The organism is Staphylococcus sp. FSL W8-1207 (assembly GCF_038003745.1).
Lineage (GTDB): Bacteria > Bacillota > Bacilli > Staphylococcales > Staphylococcaceae > Staphylococcus > Staphylococcus equorum.
This window is the reverse complement of the sequence record NZ_JBBOPU010000001.1, coordinates 603,729-619,467: the sequence shown is the minus strand read 5'-3', so window position 1 is coordinate 619,467 and position 15,739 is coordinate 603,729. Positions and strand designations below refer to the sequence as shown.

The following is a 15,739-nucleotide window of genomic DNA, read 5'->3' as shown; positions in this document are numbered from 1 at the left end:
TTTATTCCCCCTTTTTCTCAATTGGCGCAAATTGTGCAAGTAAGCGTTTCGGTCCTTCTGATTTAAAGATGATATCTAATTCTACAGAACCATTTTTTTCTTTTACATTACTAACCATGCCTTCGCCCCATGATTTATGAACAACTTTATCTCCAACTTTCCAATCTGAAGACACTTGTGTTTTTTTAGTAGCTGTAGCACGTTGGCTATAACCTCTTTTAGCTGGTTCTTTTGTTGCTGAACGGAAGCTAGTGCCTTGTGTTTTAGCTTTTGCTTTAGATTTAGTTTCATTTTCCAATAGATCTTCAGGTATTTCTCTTAAAAATCTAGAAGCCATATTGGATTGTGGTCGTCCAAATAACATTCTTGATGTTGCATGTGTTAAATATAATGTTTCTTCAGCACGTGTGATAGCTACATAACAAATACGTCTCTCTTCTTGCATTTCATGTTCCTCATCGCTCTTAATTGCTCTAATGTGTGGGAATAAAGACTCTTCCATGCCCATGATAAATACAATCGGAAATTCTAGACCTTTAGCAGAGTGCATTGTCATCAACGTGATACCATCTTCAATTTGCGCTTCATCTATATCTGCAACTAATGATAAATCTGTTAAAAAGTTAATTAATGACTGTTCTTCTAATGGTGTATTCTCTTCATAATCTTTGGGAACAGACATAAACTCATCAATATTTTCAAGTCTACTTCTAGATTCTAACGTTTGTTCACGTTCTAACATATCACGGTAACCTGATTTAACTAGCACTTCTTCAACAATTTCAGTAATTTCAAGAAATTCTTGTTGTTTGATAAGATTTTGCATTACATCATAAAAATTAATACATTCTTGCGTTACTTTTTTAGATAATCCAATAAAGTCTACTTCAGCTAATGCATCAAACATGCTTAAATCATTTTGCATTGCATAAGTTTGAATTTTATCTACTGAAGTTGGTCCAATACCACGTTTTGGAATGTTTATTACACGACGCAAGCTAATATCATCATTACTATTGGCAATGATTCGTACATAACTTAATAAATCTTTAATTTCTTTTCTATCATAGAATTTTTGACCGCCAACCATTGTATAGGGAAGATTTGATTTCATAAACGTTTCTTCAAGTACACGTGACTGTGCGTTCGTACGATATAAAATAGCCATATCTTTATATTTCTTTCCATTACGCTGATGTTTCATAATTTCGCGTACAACATATTCCGCTTCATCTCGTTCAGTTGTTGCTTCATAATAATGTATTTTATCGCCGTCAGTATTGCCCGTCCATAATCCTTTAGGTTTACGCTCTGAATTATTTTTAATTACTTCATTAGCCGCATTTAAAATATTTTTTGTAGAACGATAGTTTTGCTCTAGGAAAACCGTTTTTGCTTCTGGATAATCTTCTTCAAAAGAAAGGATATTTTGTATATCTGCGCCACGCCATCCGTATATAGATTGATCTGAGTCACCTACAACGCAAAGGTTTTTAAATTTATTTGCAAGGAGTTTAACTAATGTATATTGTGCTTTATTCGTATCTTGATACTCATCCACATGAATATACTGGAATTTGTTTTGATAATAATCTAATACTTCTGGAACTCGTTCAAATAGACGTATTGTAATCATAATCAAATCATCAAAATCTAGTGCTTCGTTTCTTGAAAGTTGACGTTGATAACCTTTATAAACAGTAGCAACCATTTGTGCATGATAATCATTTGCTTCTTTTTGTGCATCTTCCGGCGTTTTTAATTCGTTTTTCAAATTACTAATAGCGCCTATAAACATTCTAGGCTCAAACTTTTTGCTATCGATATTTTCATTTTTTAATACATCTCTAATTACTGATTTTTGGTCAGTTGGATCAATAATTGTAAAATTGCGTTCTATACCAATTCTATCTGCATCTCTTCGAAGTATTCTCACACACATAGAGTGAAATGTAGACATCCATAGCACTTGAGCTTGTTCTCCAACTAATGTCTCAACACGTGCTTTCATTTCTTTGGCAGCTTTATTTGTAAATGTGATGGCTAATACGTTATATGGAGACACGTCTTTCTCATCAAGCAAGTAAGCTATACGATGTGTTAAGACACGTGTTTTGCCTGAACCTGCACCTGCCATTATAAGCAATGGCCCCTCTGTTGTACGTACTGCTTGGCTTTGTTCCTCATTCATCTTATTAACTAATGCGTTCATTTATGTGACTCCTTTATCTCAACTGTTTTTAATGCTTTTTCTATATCTTTATATATAATGTCTCCAACTATAATAGTGTCTGCGATTGAAGCCATTTGTTTTGCATCATTATAATCACTAATACCACCACCATAAAATAGTTGTGTATCTGTTAATTGATTTGCTGCTGCTTTTACTATTTCTACTTCTCCATATGTACCACTATATTCTATATACATAACCGGTAATTTGTACATATCATTAATCATTAATGCATAAGCTTCAATATCTTCATCCGTTAAGTTTGTATTTGCTTGCGTCACTTTCGCGACTTTACTATCAGGATTAAGTACGACATAGCCTTCAAATATGACTTCATCAAAATCAATTATTTGTCCGAATGACTTGAGTGCATCTAACAATATGCCATTATGATATTTAACATCTGAACTGTTTAACACGGTAGGCACGAAATAAAAGTCGAAGCCAAGCATTACGCTATCTACATTTGAAATTTCCAATGCTATGGGTAATGAAAATTGGTTTAAGCGTCGCTTTAAATGAAACACATTATCTTCAGTAACTTCATCTGTTCCACCTATGATAATTGCGTCCGTATTAGATAAACAAATTGCTTCTAATTCTTCGTCAGATATTAACTTTGCAGGGTCTAATTTAAAAATATGTTTCCACTTTTTAATGTCATACATGATATGTTACTCCTTTTTTAAACATACATATGATTATATCATTTTTAGTCTGTGAGTTCTAAAATGATGTCGAAAAAAACCACCCCAATATTTCTGAGATGATTTTTATAATTTAGTTTCCTTTTTACGGTAATTATTTAATTTAACTGGTAATAACTTTCTAAATTTGTATCTTGGTTGTCTATAATTCCAGCTAATTCAGGTCCTACATATCGCAAATGCCATGCTTCATATGCATAGCCAGTGTGCTTTGATTGCCCTTTAGGATACCTAATAATAAATCCATATTTAGAAGCGTTTTGAGCTAACCAGTGTGCTTCTTTTGTATGTTCAAAATCTTCGTGGAAATTTTCGAGTGACCTTTGCGTGCCTACATCGAATGCTAATCCTGTTTGATGTTCTGAATGTCCTGGTTTAGCAGTATATTGTTTCGCGACTTTTTTTCCATCATTTTCAAGATATGATTTCACTACTTTTTGTTGATCTTTATAACTTCTATAGCCACTAATATATTTTAAATCTAATTCTTTTTGTTCAGCTTTATCTAACATTTCATTTAATTTACGTCTGGCTTTTTTATTTTCAGCAGGTTTATAGTGTTGCGGTAATTGATATGTTTTGTTAACAATGACATGTCCATTCACTTTCGTCACGCCTTGTCTTCCAACAATAATTGGTAATGCATTTTTAGGTTCGACGATATTTGAATGCATAGGTTGTTGATGATTAGAAGCTATAATAAGCAACATTCGTATGACAATACCGATAAATAATAAAGTCACAATTACAATTATCCACTTCTTAAACACAGTAATTTCCCCTCCAACATGTGTACATATAATAATATTTTCAAAGAATGCATTTAACAAAGATGTAGTTGATACGTCTCAATTACCATTCTATCACTTTACAAAACATAAAGAAGCTGCCGACAAAGTATTATACTCTATCGACAGCTAGGGTTAACTTAAATAGTTAACCTTACTTCTCATATAAAATTATCTAATCAGCCGTTTCAATATTCATGCGATCTAGAATTACGGTATAAGCATCATTGCCCCATTGCAACGATCTTTTCACACGAGAAATTGTTGCAGTTGATGCACCAGATTCTTGTTCAATTGTCGCATAAGTGAAGCCTTGTTTAATCATTTTTGCGACTTGTAATCGTTGTGACAATGACTGTATTTCATTAACAGTACATAAATCATCAAAGAATTCATAACATTCTTCTCTATTTTCAAGCGTCAAAATCGCATCGAACAATTCATCTAATGCTTTTCCTCTTAATTTTTCTATTTGCATTCAAAACAACCCCTGTATCTTTCAATTTAATCTCAGTTTAACGTACTAATACATTAAAGTGTAACGATTTCCCTTGAAAAATTCAATTATTCCTGATTATTCTAAACCAGCTCTTTCAAAAATAGTGTCAACTTGGTTTAAATGGTGTTTTGGATTGAAACATTCATCTAAGTCTGCTTCAGATAATAATGTTGTAATTGAATTGTCTTGTTCTATTAATGTTCTAAATGGTGTTTTAGTTTCCCAAGACTCCATCGCCTTAGGTTGTACTTTATCATATGCTTCTTCACGTGCCAAACCTTTATTAATTAAAGCTAATAATACACGTTGTGAGTAGATTAAACCAAACGTTTTATCAATATTTCCAAGCATATTATCTTCAAATACTGTAAGTCTATCAACAATATTTGTAAAACGGTTCAAGCCGTAGTCTAATGCAATCGTAACATCTGGGAGCATAATTCGTTCAGCTGAAGAATGAGAAATATCTCGTTCATGCCATAACGGAACGTTTTCATAAGCTGTTGTCACATAACCTCTTATCACACGTGCAATACCTGTAATGTTTTCAGAACCAATTGGATTACGTTTGTGTGGCATTGCTGATGAACCTTTTTGTCCTTTAGCAAATGCTTCTTCTACTTCACGTGTCTCAGTTTTTTGTAAATTACGTATTTCCACGGCAAATTTTTCCATTGAAGTACTGATAAGTGCAAGTGTCGCAATATAATAAGCATGACGATCACGTTGTAGCGTTTGTGTTGATACTGGAGCTGCACCCAGGCCTAAATTTTCACACACATGTGCTTCTATTTCAGGTGGTATGTTAGCAAAAGTCCCTACTGCACCACTCATTTTTCCAACTTCAATTTCTTCTCTTACGCGTTTAAAACGTTCTAAATTACGTTGCATTTCTGTATACCAAAGCGCCATTTTGACACCAAACGTTGTTGGTTCAGCATGCACACCGTGTGTACGACCCATCATTAATGTATATTTGTAATCTTTTGCTTTTTTCGCTAATACTTCAATAAATCTTTCTAAATCTTTTTCAATAATGTCGTTTGCCTGTTTAATCACATAACTTAACGCAGTATCTACTACATCAGTTGAAGTTAAACCATAATGAACCCACTTACGTTCTTCACCAAGTGTTTCAGAAACTTGTCTAGTAAATGCGACTACATCATGACGTGTTTCTTGTTCAATTTCCTGTGCACGTTCAACATCAACTTTGGCGTTTTCACGTATTTTTTTGACGTCTGCCTCAGGTATATCCCCTAGTTTACTCCAAGCTTCACAAGCAAGTATCTCTACTTCCAACCAAGCTTCATAGCGATTTTGATCAGTCCAAATATTAGACATTTCTTCTCTAGAATAGCGTTCAATCATTGAAATTAGCTCCTATCTTACATAAGTTTTAGTTCACAAACCTCAAAACATGCACATTTAAGTTCATTTTCACTTTAAAGTTCGTGTTTATTCTTTTCAATACTAGTTTAACAGAATTACTTTGAAATGTATAAGCCTTTTAAGCCTACTATAGAAATTATTTAGAATCAAAATATTAAAAAAAGAGCCCGAAACATAAATACATGTATCAGGCTCCCATATTTATCATTCTTGTAATTTGCCTACGAACTCAATTTCTTGTTTAAGTACCTCTACGCTGCCGTCTTTATTTTCTTTGTAAACAGGCTTTTCAAAACGTTTAACTGGTGTATAGCCAGCTTCACGCATGCGACCCAAACAATCTTGAATTGACTCGTGTTCTTCGACTTTGAATTTTTGTTGTTTTTTCATATGCTTTCAACTTCATCCGTATCATATTGTTTAAGTTTTTTACTTTTAACACCTTTCGCCCAGAACCCTCCATGAATTGTACGCGGTTCATATGCGACCATAAATGCTTTTGCATCAATTTGTTTAATCGTCTCAATTAATTTAGCTTCAAAACGTCTCGGTGTAAGTATTTGTAAAATCAAGCGTTTGCCATCTCGGCCGTATGCAGTATTATGTGTCACACCATACCCTAAATCTCTTAATTGTCTTGGTAAGTCTAACTCATACTCAGATGAAGTTACATTGACTACTGTATAACCAAGTGCTAGTTTTTCTTCAATCTTCATACCAACAATAATACCTATTGAAAAACCAAAGGCGTATGCAAGTACATTTTGGATTTGATCCAAACTAGACATTACCATACCTAAACCAATAACATATACAAGGACTTCCAAGAAGCTCACGATTGCAGCAACATAGCGATAACCTTTAAGGGTTAATATTGTTCTCATCGTTAAGCATGTTACATAAGCAACGTTGATTATAAAAATGGCTAAAACCATTAACCATGGCGTAGATGTTATCACTGACATGTCCATTTTCCTTTCTGTTACATTAAATTCAAGTAATTCTATCAGTAAGTTTATATTTTGTCACTAAAAACTTACGGTTATAGTAGTTAATTTTTAGGCCATGTGTGTCTTGTATAAGCTAATTCTCTTTTATGTGCACTCTTAATATAATGACGCTCAATAACTTCTTGTGCATCATCTGGTACCGATTTGCCTTCCAAATAATCATCTATGTGATCATAACTCACACCTAGTGCCTCTTCATCTGGTAATTGTGGCTTGTCTTCTTCTAAATCTGCAGTAGGCACCTTTTCATATAAGTGCTTCGGCGCTTCTAAATACTTTAATAATTGTCTACCTTGGCGTTTGTTCAAACCAAATAGCGGTGCAATATCAGCAGCACCATCACCATATTTCGTATAAAAACCCGTTACACTTTCAGCCGAATGATCCGTACCGATTACTATACCTTGTTTATTTGCAGCAATTGAGAATTGTACTTTCATACGTTCACGTGCTTTTTCATTTCCTTTTTGAAAATCAGTAAGTGAAATACCAGCACCTTTTAGTGATTGCACACTCTGATCTACAGCTGATTTAATATTAATCGTTACTACTGCGTCCGGTTGGATGAACTTCAATGCATCTTCCACTTCGGCTGCATCTTTTTGTTCACCATATGGTAATTTAACAGCAATGAATTGGCAATGAATTTTTTCTTCTTTTAACTCATTAACTGCAGTTTGACACAGTTTACCAGCTAAAGTGGAATCTTGGCCACCTGAAATACCTAACACTAAAGATTGGATAAATGAGTGAGATTGTACATAGCTTTTAATAAATTGAATTATGCTACGCGCTTCTTGTTCACTGTCAATCATTGGTTGGACATTCATTTCTTTAACAATGATTTCTTGTAAATTACTCATTTTCTTCCATCTCCTTTACATGTTCTGCGACTTCAAATATACGTTTATGTTTATTTTCCCAACATGCTGTACTTAAATCTACAGGGTATTCTTGTGGGTTAAGATGACGCTTATTTTCATCCCATAAATAGGTAAGATTTTCTTTCAAATAAGTTTGTGCTTCTTGTTCACTTGGTAAATCATATACTAATTTACCGTCTTTATAAATATCATGATGCAAATCTTTCGCTATAAATGATTTTATAAATTTCATCTTGTAGGTATGGACAGGATGAAAAAGTTTAAGCGGCGTCGTTTCATATGGATCTTCATGATCCAATGTAATGTAGTCTCCTTCAGCTTTGTTCGTTTTTTTATTAATGATACGGTATACCTTTTTCTTGCCTGGCGTCGTTACTTTTTCTGCATTATTTGAGAGTTTAATACGATCAACATATGCGCCAGAACTATCTTCAACAGCAACGAGCTTATAAACTGCACCAAGTGCTGGTTGGTCATAGCCTGTAATTAATTTAGTACCTACACCCCATGAATCAACTCTTGCACCTTGTGATTTCAAACTCGTGATTGTCTGTTCATCTAAATCGTTTGAAGCAATAATTTTGGCATCTGTAAATCCAGCTTCATCTAACATACGTCGCGCTTCTTTAGAAAGGTAAGCAATATCTCCTGAATCTAATCGAATACCTACGAAATTAATTTTGTCCCCTAATTCTTTTGCAACTTTAATTGCTGTTGGAACACCAGATTTTAGCGTATGGAATGTATCTACTAAAAACACACAGTCCTTATGTCGCTCGGCGTATTTTTTAAAAGCAATATATTCATCACCATATGTTTGCACCATTGCATGGGCGTGTGTACCAGATACTGGAATGCCAAATAACTTTCCTGCTCTTACATTACTTGTAGAATTGAAGCCACCAATGTATGATGCTCTGGCTCCCCATAATGCTGCGCCCGCTTCTTGCGCACGGCGTGTACCAAATTCCATTAACATATCATCCAGCGCAACTTGTCGAATACGACTCGCCTTTGTTGTAATCAAAGTATGGAAATTCACTATATTTAATAGCATCGTTTCTATTAATTGAGCTTGTATTAGTGGCGCCTCTACTCTCATTAATGGTTCATTACCAAAACAAAGCTCACCTTCGTGCATTGAGCGAATATTACCAGTAAATTTCAAGTCTTTTAAATAACTCAAGAAATCCTCTTGATAGCCAATAGATTTTAAATATTCTATATCTGATTCTGAAAAATGAAATTGATTTATATATTCAATCACACGCTTTAATCCATTAAAAACCGCATAGCCACTGTCGAATGGCATATTTCTAAAATACAAATCAAAGACTGCTAATCGTTCATGAATACCATCATTCCAATAACTTTCAGCCATATTTATTTGATATAAATCATTATGCAATACTAATGTATCGTCTTCGTATTGGTACACAAAAATCTCTCCAATCAGCTTTTCTATTAGTTTAGCATAAAAGAAACGTTGTTAGCACCTGAAATACCATCCTATTTAATAGCATTCGTGCAACATTTTCAGTTTGCTATTGTTCATTATTTTAAATTTTGATAAAAGTGTGACATTACTAACGACAAAGTAGTGACATTTATAGTTTTATAATTATAAATTAACTGTAATCACTTATAATACTAAGTGAGGTGTTTATATGTTAAATGAAGCTAAATCATTTATTAAAACAATGCATAAAGAATTAAGTTACGATGAACATGTTACATTAGATAGAATTAAAGAAATTGAAATTGCTATTCAAACAAATGGCACGTATGAACATACAATTGAAGAACTTACTTATGGTGCTAAATTGGCTTGGAGGAATTCTAATCGTTGTATTGGTCGATTTTTTTGGAATTCATTAACTGTAGCAGACGCAAGAGATATTCAAACTGAAGATGAATTTATAGCTACAATTGAAAATCACATAACAACTGCAACAAATAATGGAAAAATCAAACCTTATATCACTATCTTTTCACAGCACCAACCACCACAAATTTATAATAATCAATTAATCAGATATGCAGGTTATTCAGATTTAGGCGACCCTGCTGAACGAAGTATAACGCAACTCGCTGAACATCTTGGATGGACAGGAGAACATACTCACTTTGATGTCTTACCTTTAATTTATAAGATGCCTGAAGGTAATTTAAAATATCATACTTATAACCCAGAATTAATTAGGGAAGTTCCTATAACACATGACCGCTATCCAAAGTTAAAACAACTCGGTTTAAAATGGTATGCCGTTCCTATTATATCAAGTATGGATTTAAAAATTGGCGGCATTACATACCCAACAGCACCATTTAACGGTTGGTATATGGTAAATGAGATTGCTGTTCGTAATTTTACAGATAGTTATCGTTATAATTTGCTAGAAAGTGTTGCAGAAGCATTTGAATTTGATACACTTAAGAATAATTCTTTCAATAAAGATCGTGCACTTGTCGAACTAAATGATGCAGTGTATCATTCCTTTAAAAATGAAGGCGTCTCTATTGTTGATCATTTGACTGCTTCTAAGCAGTTTGAACGATTTGAAAAGAATGAAACAAAAGAAGGAAGAGATGTTACTGGTAAATGGTCATGGTTATCACCTTCGTTATCTCCAACATTGGTGGCAAATTATCATCATGGTTATAAAAATGAAATTCGAGAACCTAATTTCTTTTATAAGAAATCAACATCTACGGGTTGTCCATTCCATTAAACACTCTATCCTTACACATATAAACAAGGGGTAACGTCACATGAAACTTTATTATTTAGGCCCAAAAGGGACCTTTTCATACTTAGCAGCAAAACAATATAAATCAGAATCTGAAATGGATTTTGAAGCCAAATCTAACCTGTACGAAGTAGTACAAGCTGTTTCTAACGATGATAACAGTATCGCCGTAGTACCAATTGAGAATTCAATTGAAGGGACGATTAATATTGTCGCAGATGCATTAACACAACAAAATATTTTTGCACAAGGTGAACTTCATTTAGATATTCAATTCGCGTTGTATGGTTCTCAAGGTGCTACAGTAAATGATATCTCAAAAGTTTATTCTATTGCGCCTGCGATTAGTCAAACGAGTCAGTACATACAAAAGCAAGGGTTCACGTATGACTATGTAGACAGTACAATCAAAAGTTTGGAAAAAATAACTAATCACGTTGGTGCCATTGCACCTTTAGGTAGTGGTGAAGCATACGGCTATTCACCTATTGAGGAAAACATACAAGACTTCCCACATAATGTAACGCGCTTTTTAGTCGTTAGTAACCAACCGAGTAGCATCGAGGATGTAGAGGATGCGAGCGATACATTATTGCTCATCACGCCTCAATTTGATAAACCTGGTTTATTAGCAAGCATATTAAATACTTTTGTTTTATTTAATATTAACTTGTCTTGGATTGAATCTAGACCTTTAAAAACACAACTCGGAATGTACCACTTTTTTGTACAAGCAGACACACCAATCAATGAAGATTTGGCTAAGGTTATTAAAATTTTAAACACGCTAGACTTCCAAGTCTCAATTATTGGTTCATTTAATAAATTAAGTTAAGTTTATTTTTATATAACTCAATTAAACAAACCAAAAACTCTCCATTTCATTATTTAGAAATGGAGAGTTTTATTTATCTATATTATTATTTAAGTGGCAATGGCTTGGTTACATCTATACCTAATACTGGTGGTACTAGGAAGTAAACAACGAGTACTATAACGATAATACTTAGTATGTTTATCCAAAAGCCGACAGACGCCATTCTTTTAATACTAATACGTCCTGTACCAAATACAATTGCATTCGGTGGCGTACCTACTGGCAACATAAATGCACAGTTCGCCGCCATTGCAGCAGGTGCCATCAGCAATAACGGATGAACGTTTACTGCAACTGATAATGTTGCAAGAATTGGTAATATCATCGTTGCAGTTGCAGTATTAGATGTAATTTCAGTTAAGAACAGTACAAATACGGTAATGACTATTACAATGATTAAAGGACTCACACCTTCTATCAGTTTCAACTGATCGCCAAGCCATGCTGCTAAACCACTTGATGATATCCCTTCCGCTAGCGCTAGACCCCCACCAAAGAGAATTAATACACCCCATGGTAAATCTTTAGCCACATCCCAATCTATAATACGTTTATGTTGTTCTTTATTTTTCGCAGGAATTAAAAAGAGTAAGACTGCAATAAACATAGCTATAGTTCCATCATCTATTTCTGAAGTATATGTCCAATTTTTCAGTAAAAACTCTCTGCTTATCCATAAGAAACTAGCAAGCACGAACACAGCTTGAACTACTTTCTCTTCATATTTCATCTTGCCTAATTCATCTAATTTTCTTTTAATTAACGCTTTACCACCTGGTAATGCTTTCATATCATGTCTAAAAGCTATATATCGTATGTATGCCCAAACTAAGAATAGTAAAACAATAACCGTTGGTACACCAATAATCATCCATTTAGCAAAACTAATTTCTTCACCAAATGCAGATTGATATTGTCCCTTTAAAATAATCAGAGGCGGTGTCCCAATTAACGTGCCAAGACCACCGATTGTACCGGCATAACCAATTGCTAAAACTATGGATTGCTCAAACTTAGTAATACTTGAATCTTTAATGCCTTTATCTTTTAATTCACTGGCTTCTTTAATAATTGCTAAACCAATCGGAATCATAATCATAACAGCGGCAGTGTTCGACACAAACATGGATAAAAAGGCTGTCGCAATCATAAATCCTAGTAAAATCTTTCCTGTACTTGTCCCTAATGTATTGATAATCGTTAGAGCAACTCGGGTATGTAAATTCCATCTTTCCATGGCAATCGCTAAAATGAAACCGCCTAAGAATAAAAAGATAATATCATTACCATATTGTGATGAAACTTCTTCTGGACTTAATACATGTCCAATTGGCATCAATATTAATGGTAACAAACTCGTTGCTGCAATCGGAATAGCTTCAGTAATCCACCACGTTGCAATCCAAAGTGTTATTGCTAAAACAAATATACCTTTACTTGATAAACCTTCAGGCTGTAAAAATAGTAATGTTAAAACAAATAATAGTGGCCCCAATATTAAGCCTATTAATTGTCCACTGTTATAAGACTTCTTTTCTTTCTTGTTAGAAAAAAACATTAAATATTGTGACCTTCTCATATCCCCTTTGTTCAAATTGTTCATATTCGTCCCCCTCTAAAGTTACTTTTCTGAATATTCATAACATTTCTTAGTTTATAACATAATATAATCTTAATGAAATATCAATGCTAAACCGCTTACAAACACATCCTTTATAATGTCAATGTAGCATTCTAATCCTGTTTAATTAGACTTAACATTATTTTAAATTTTATCATCATAAGATAAAAATAAATTTTTAATGTCTTTCAAATACATTTTAGGTGGCGATTCATCAAACTCATTTTGAGCAATAAAAATATTTTTATGTTTTATATTATTATAACTTTGAATCCGAATTGCATATTTCTCTATCGTTCCAACAAATTTATTTTGATAAATATTTAAATTACACCCTGCTTGAGTTGATCTTTGTTTCCCTTTTAAATCTTTTGCATTTTTACCATCTTTAACTGCTAAAAAACGAACACCACCAGCACAGTTTTTAAAAATATTATGATGAATATACGTATCTTTATATTTTAAAGGTGTTAGTGCATATTGCTTTATCCCTTCAAATGTATTAAAACGAATATGGATATTTTGATAAAATTGATTATAACGACTTGCATGAGAACCAATCGCCCTGTTCCAGGACTGCATCGTAGGCGTATCTGAATTGCCAAAATAACAATTTTCTATTATTACATTTTTTGTAATCGTTCCGTCTGTCGTCCCAAATTTAGGAAACGCACCTGGTACTTGAATATCTAACTGAATTGCTTCTGAAAAAGTTCTTGTCCCATCACTATCATTGAATCCTAAAAATTTACAATTATTTATATATAATCCATTTACCCCACATGCATCCAGTCCATGACCACCTATAATATCTTTAAAGGTCACATCGACAATTTGAATATCTTGGGCATGTCCTATACACATTGCTGTATTATTATAAGGGAAATCATAGCCATTCATATCAAATGTTCCTCCTGCAATATAAATATGGCTGTTGCCGTTATAACCATAGTAAGGTTTAAACCTTCTACCATTTTTTAGTAAGGCATCTTTCCCACATCTTTTAAGAACTGCGCCTTTATCTAGCAATAATGTTGTAGACTCATAAATAACCAGTGACTTGCGTATATGAAACTCACCTTTAGGTACATATATTGTTATCGAAGGATATTTTTTTGCATAATTCAATGCACGTTGCATTGCTCGTGTATCTGCGCTTTTACTTTTACCTTTTAATCCAAATTCCTTTGCATTAATCATCATAGGACAATCCCTCTCTTTCTCAATACTTTATAATAAACTTAATTAAGAATTTTCAAACGCGTTTGTTGTAGCTTTATTGATTTATCTACTTAGTATATAATACTTATTATCTTTAATATTAGGAGTGTTCACAAATTATGAAAAAAAGTGCACTTATTGTAGTGGATTATTCAAATGATTTTGTTGCAGATAACGGAAAAATGACTTGTGGCATTCCAGCCCAGCAAATTGAACATTATATTGTGGAAAGAATTGAAGTATATAATAAAAAACAACAGAACATTTTCTTTATGATGGATTTACATTTTGAAGAAAATAGTTATCATCCTGAGAACAAGCTCTTCCCTCCTCACAATATTCTAGGAACATCTGGGAGAGAACTTTACGGCAAAGTAAATGATATCTATCAAAATATATTATTTAATGATCACATACATTTTTTAGATAAAACACGTTATGATGCTTTTTGCGGTACTTCGTTAGATATTTTGCTACGAGAAAGAAATGTAACACATTTAGAAATTGTTGGTGTATGTACCGACATTTGTGTATTACATACAGCGATTACTGCCTATAATTTAGGTTATTCTATCAGTATTTCTCATAAAGGCGTTGCTTCATTTAATCCAACAGGTCATGATTGGGCTTTAGATCATTTTAAAAATTCCTTAGGTGCTGAAGTAGAATAACTATGCAAACTCATGATAAAATAATATTAACTATATAAATAAGGAGAATTTAGATATGGCAAAAACTTATATTTTCGGACATAAAAATCCAGATACAGATGCTATTGCATCTGCCATCATCATGGCAGATTTTGAACAACAAACAGGTAATTCGGAGGCTGCGTCTTACCGTTTAGGCGAAATAGGTCCTGAAACGCAATTTGCTTTAGATCATTTCAAAGTAGAAGCGCCAGAATTACTTAACGATAATCTAGCTGATCAAAATGTTATTTTAGTTGACCATAATGAATTCCAACAAAGCGCAGATTCAATTGCTGACGCTACAATTCAACATGTCGTAGATCACCATAGAATTTCTAATTTTGAAACTGCAGCACCTTTATATTACCGTGCTGAACCAGTTGGTTGTACAGCAACAATTTTATACAAAATGTATAAAGAACGCGGTTTTGAAATTAAACCTGAAATTGCTGGCTTAATGATTTCTGCAATTATCTCAGATAGTTTATTATTCAAATCACCTACATGTACTGAAGAAGATGTGCAAACTGCAGAAGCATTGAAAGCGATCGCCAATGTTGACTTAGAATCTTACGGTTTAGATATGTTAAAAGCAGGTGCGTCTACAACAGACAAATCAATTTCAGATATCTTATCTATGGATGCAAAATCTTTCAACATGGGAGATTATTCAACTCATATTGGACAAGTTAATACTGTGGATATTGATGAAGTCTTTGCACGTCAAGAAGAATTAACAAAAGCTATGTTAGAAACAAGTGCAAATGAAAAATATGATTTATTTGTGTTAGTCGTGACTGACATCATTAATAGTGATTCTAAAATTTTAGTAGTAGGACCTGAAACAGACAAAGTAGGTAAAGCTTTCAATGTTGAACTTGAAAACAATACTGCATTCTTACCTGGAGTAGTTTCTCGTAAAAAACAAGTTGTACCTCAAATTACAGAAGCTTTAAACGAAGTCGTTTAATAGTATATGATAAACACTGAGTGGACAAAGAAACTAAACACCTAACCGCTCAGTATTCTGGAACATAGTAAATATGTTCCAGTTTTTTATCCATT

Annotated in this window: 15 protein-coding genes; 4 read left to right on the top strand and 11 right to left on the bottom strand. The window is 33.3% G+C overall.

Annotated elements, in window-relative coordinates:
• Position 1: 1 nt before the first annotated feature.
• From pcrA to NSR03_RS03020, 9 genes are all read right to left on the bottom strand, one after another.
• The gene (gene pcrA / locus NSR03_RS03060) at positions 2 to 2,212 is read right to left on the bottom strand and encodes a DNA helicase PcrA (RefSeq protein WP_069821046.1); all 2,211 of its coding nucleotides are present in this window, start codon (positions 2,210 to 2,212) and stop codon (positions 2 to 4) included.
• Positions 2,209 to 2,901: a heptaprenylglyceryl phosphate synthase gene (locus NSR03_RS03055; protein ID WP_002507185.1), complete on the bottom strand. Its 693-nt coding sequence runs from the start codon at positions 2,899 to 2,901 to the stop codon at positions 2,209 to 2,211. The genes pcrA and NSR03_RS03055 overlap by 4 nt, the downstream gene beginning before the upstream one ends.
• Positions 2,902 to 3,038: 137 nt before the next feature.
• Positions 3,039 to 3,710 carry a M15 family metallopeptidase gene (locus tag NSR03_RS03050; protein ID WP_069821047.1) on the bottom strand — a complete coding sequence of 224 codons (672 nt, stop codon included), beginning with the start codon at positions 3,708 to 3,710 and terminating at the stop codon, positions 3,039 to 3,041.
• A gap of 193 nt (positions 3,711 to 3,903) precedes the next feature.
• On the bottom strand, positions 3,904 to 4,206 hold the full coding sequence (locus NSR03_RS03045; RefSeq protein ID WP_002507183.1) for a YerC/YecD family TrpR-related protein: 303 nt from the start codon (positions 4,204 to 4,206) through the stop codon (positions 3,904 to 3,906).
• A 96-nt stretch (positions 4,207 to 4,302) separates the two neighbouring features.
• Positions 4,303 to 5,598, bottom strand: coding sequence for an adenylosuccinate lyase (gene purB / locus NSR03_RS03040; RefSeq protein WP_002507182.1), 1,296 nt, complete (start codon positions 5,596 to 5,598; stop codon positions 4,303 to 4,305).
• 225 nt (positions 5,599 to 5,823) lie between these two features.
• Positions 5,824 to 6,009, bottom strand: a complete 186-nt coding sequence (locus NSR03_RS03035) for an NETI motif-containing protein (RefSeq protein ID WP_002507181.1) — start codon at positions 6,007 to 6,009, stop codon at positions 5,824 to 5,826.
• On the bottom strand, positions 6,006 to 6,584 hold the full coding sequence (locus NSR03_RS03030) for a DUF2179 domain-containing protein (RefSeq protein ID WP_002507180.1): 579 nt from the start codon (positions 6,582 to 6,584) through the stop codon (positions 6,006 to 6,008). The genes NSR03_RS03035 and NSR03_RS03030 overlap by 4 nt, the downstream gene beginning before the upstream one ends.
• Before the next feature lie 86 nt (positions 6,585 to 6,670).
• On the bottom strand, positions 6,671 to 7,492 hold the full coding sequence (gene nadE, locus NSR03_RS03025) for an ammonia-dependent NAD(+) synthetase (RefSeq protein WP_002507179.1): 822 nt from the start codon (positions 7,490 to 7,492) through the stop codon (positions 6,671 to 6,673).
• A complete protein-coding gene (locus tag NSR03_RS03020; protein WP_002507178.1) occupies positions 7,485 to 8,951 on the bottom strand; it encodes a nicotinate phosphoribosyltransferase in 1,467 nt (488 codons plus the stop codon). Before NSR03_RS03020 ends, nadE begins: the two co-directional genes overlap by 8 nt.
• Before the next feature lie 229 nt (positions 8,952 to 9,180).
• Between NSR03_RS03020 and NSR03_RS03015 the strand changes: the two genes are divergently transcribed.
• Positions 9,181 to 10,245 carry a nitric oxide synthase oxygenase gene (locus NSR03_RS03015; RefSeq protein WP_002507177.1) on the top strand — a complete coding sequence of 355 codons (1,065 nt, stop codon included), beginning with the start codon at positions 9,181 to 9,183 and terminating at the stop codon, positions 10,243 to 10,245.
• Positions 10,246 to 10,285: 40 nt separating this feature from the next.
• Positions 10,286 to 11,098, top strand: coding sequence for a prephenate dehydratase (locus NSR03_RS03010; RefSeq protein WP_002507176.1), 813 nt, complete (start codon positions 10,286 to 10,288; stop codon positions 11,096 to 11,098).
• 85 nt (positions 11,099 to 11,183) lie between these two features.
• On the opposite strand, the gene NSR03_RS03005 is transcribed toward NSR03_RS03010, so the two are convergent.
• Both NSR03_RS03005 and NSR03_RS03000 read right to left on the bottom strand, forming a co-directional pair.
• Positions 11,184 to 12,743, bottom strand: coding sequence for an SLC13 family permease (locus NSR03_RS03005; RefSeq protein WP_069821048.1), 1,560 nt, complete (start codon positions 12,741 to 12,743; stop codon positions 11,184 to 11,186).
• A 162-nt stretch (positions 12,744 to 12,905) separates the two neighbouring features.
• Positions 12,906 to 13,964, bottom strand: a complete 1,059-nt coding sequence (locus tag NSR03_RS03000) for a glycosyl hydrolase family 28-related protein (protein ID WP_002507174.1) — start codon at positions 13,962 to 13,964, stop codon at positions 12,906 to 12,908.
• 137 nt (positions 13,965 to 14,101) lie between these two features.
• Here NSR03_RS03000 and NSR03_RS02995 point away from each other — a divergent pair, with 137 nt between their 5' ends.
• Together NSR03_RS02995 and NSR03_RS02990 are read left to right on the top strand one after the other, a co-directional pair.
• Positions 14,102 to 14,653 carry a cysteine hydrolase family protein gene (locus NSR03_RS02995; RefSeq protein WP_002507173.1) on the top strand — a complete coding sequence of 184 codons (552 nt, stop codon included), beginning with the start codon at positions 14,102 to 14,104 and terminating at the stop codon, positions 14,651 to 14,653.
• A gap of 55 nt (positions 14,654 to 14,708) precedes the next feature.
• Positions 14,709 to 15,644 (top strand): manganese-dependent inorganic pyrophosphatase, encoded by a 936-nt coding sequence (locus NSR03_RS02990; RefSeq protein ID WP_002507172.1) that lies wholly within the window; start codon positions 14,709 to 14,711, stop codon positions 15,642 to 15,644.
• Positions 15,645 to 15,739 lie beyond the last annotated feature (95 nt).

Bases quoted from the DNA above. Each gene is read 5' to 3' on its own strand.
- pcrA (WP_069821046.1), bottom strand. From the start codon at position 2,212: ATGAACGCATTAGTTAATAAGATGAATGAGGAACAAAGCCAAGCAGTA.
- NSR03_RS03055 (WP_002507185.1), bottom strand. From the start codon at position 2,901: ATGTATGACATTAAAAAGTGGAAACATATTTTTAAATTAGACCCTGCA.
- NSR03_RS03045 (WP_002507183.1), bottom strand. From the start codon at position 4,206: ATGCAAATAGAAAAATTAAGAGGAAAAGCATTAGATGAATTGTTCGAT.
- purB (WP_002507182.1), bottom strand. From the start codon at position 5,598: ATGATTGAACGCTATTCTAGAGAAGAAATGTCTAATATTTGGACTGAT.
- NSR03_RS03035 (WP_002507181.1), bottom strand. From the start codon at position 6,009: ATGAAAAAACAACAAAAATTCAAAGTCGAAGAACACGAGTCAATTCAA.
- NSR03_RS03030 (WP_002507180.1), bottom strand. From the start codon at position 6,584: ATGTCAGTGATAACATCTACGCCATGGTTAATGGTTTTAGCCATTTTT.
- nadE (WP_002507179.1), bottom strand. From the start codon at position 7,492: ATGAGTAATTTACAAGAAATCATTGTTAAAGAAATGAATGTCCAACCA.
- NSR03_RS03015 (WP_002507177.1), top strand. From the start codon at position 9,181: ATGTTAAATGAAGCTAAATCATTTATTAAAACAATGCATAAAGAATTA.
- NSR03_RS03010 (WP_002507176.1), top strand. From the start codon at position 10,286: ATGAAACTTTATTATTTAGGCCCAAAAGGGACCTTTTCATACTTAGCA.
- NSR03_RS03005 (WP_069821048.1), bottom strand. From the start codon at position 12,743: ATGAACAATTTGAACAAAGGGGATATGAGAAGGTCACAATATTTAATG.
- NSR03_RS03000 (WP_002507174.1), bottom strand. From the start codon at position 13,964: ATGATGATTAATGCAAAGGAATTTGGATTAAAAGGTAAAAGTAAAAGC.
- NSR03_RS02995 (WP_002507173.1), top strand. From the start codon at position 14,102: ATGAAAAAAAGTGCACTTATTGTAGTGGATTATTCAAATGATTTTGTT.
- NSR03_RS02990 (WP_002507172.1), top strand. From the start codon at position 14,709: ATGGCAAAAACTTATATTTTCGGACATAAAAATCCAGATACAGATGCT.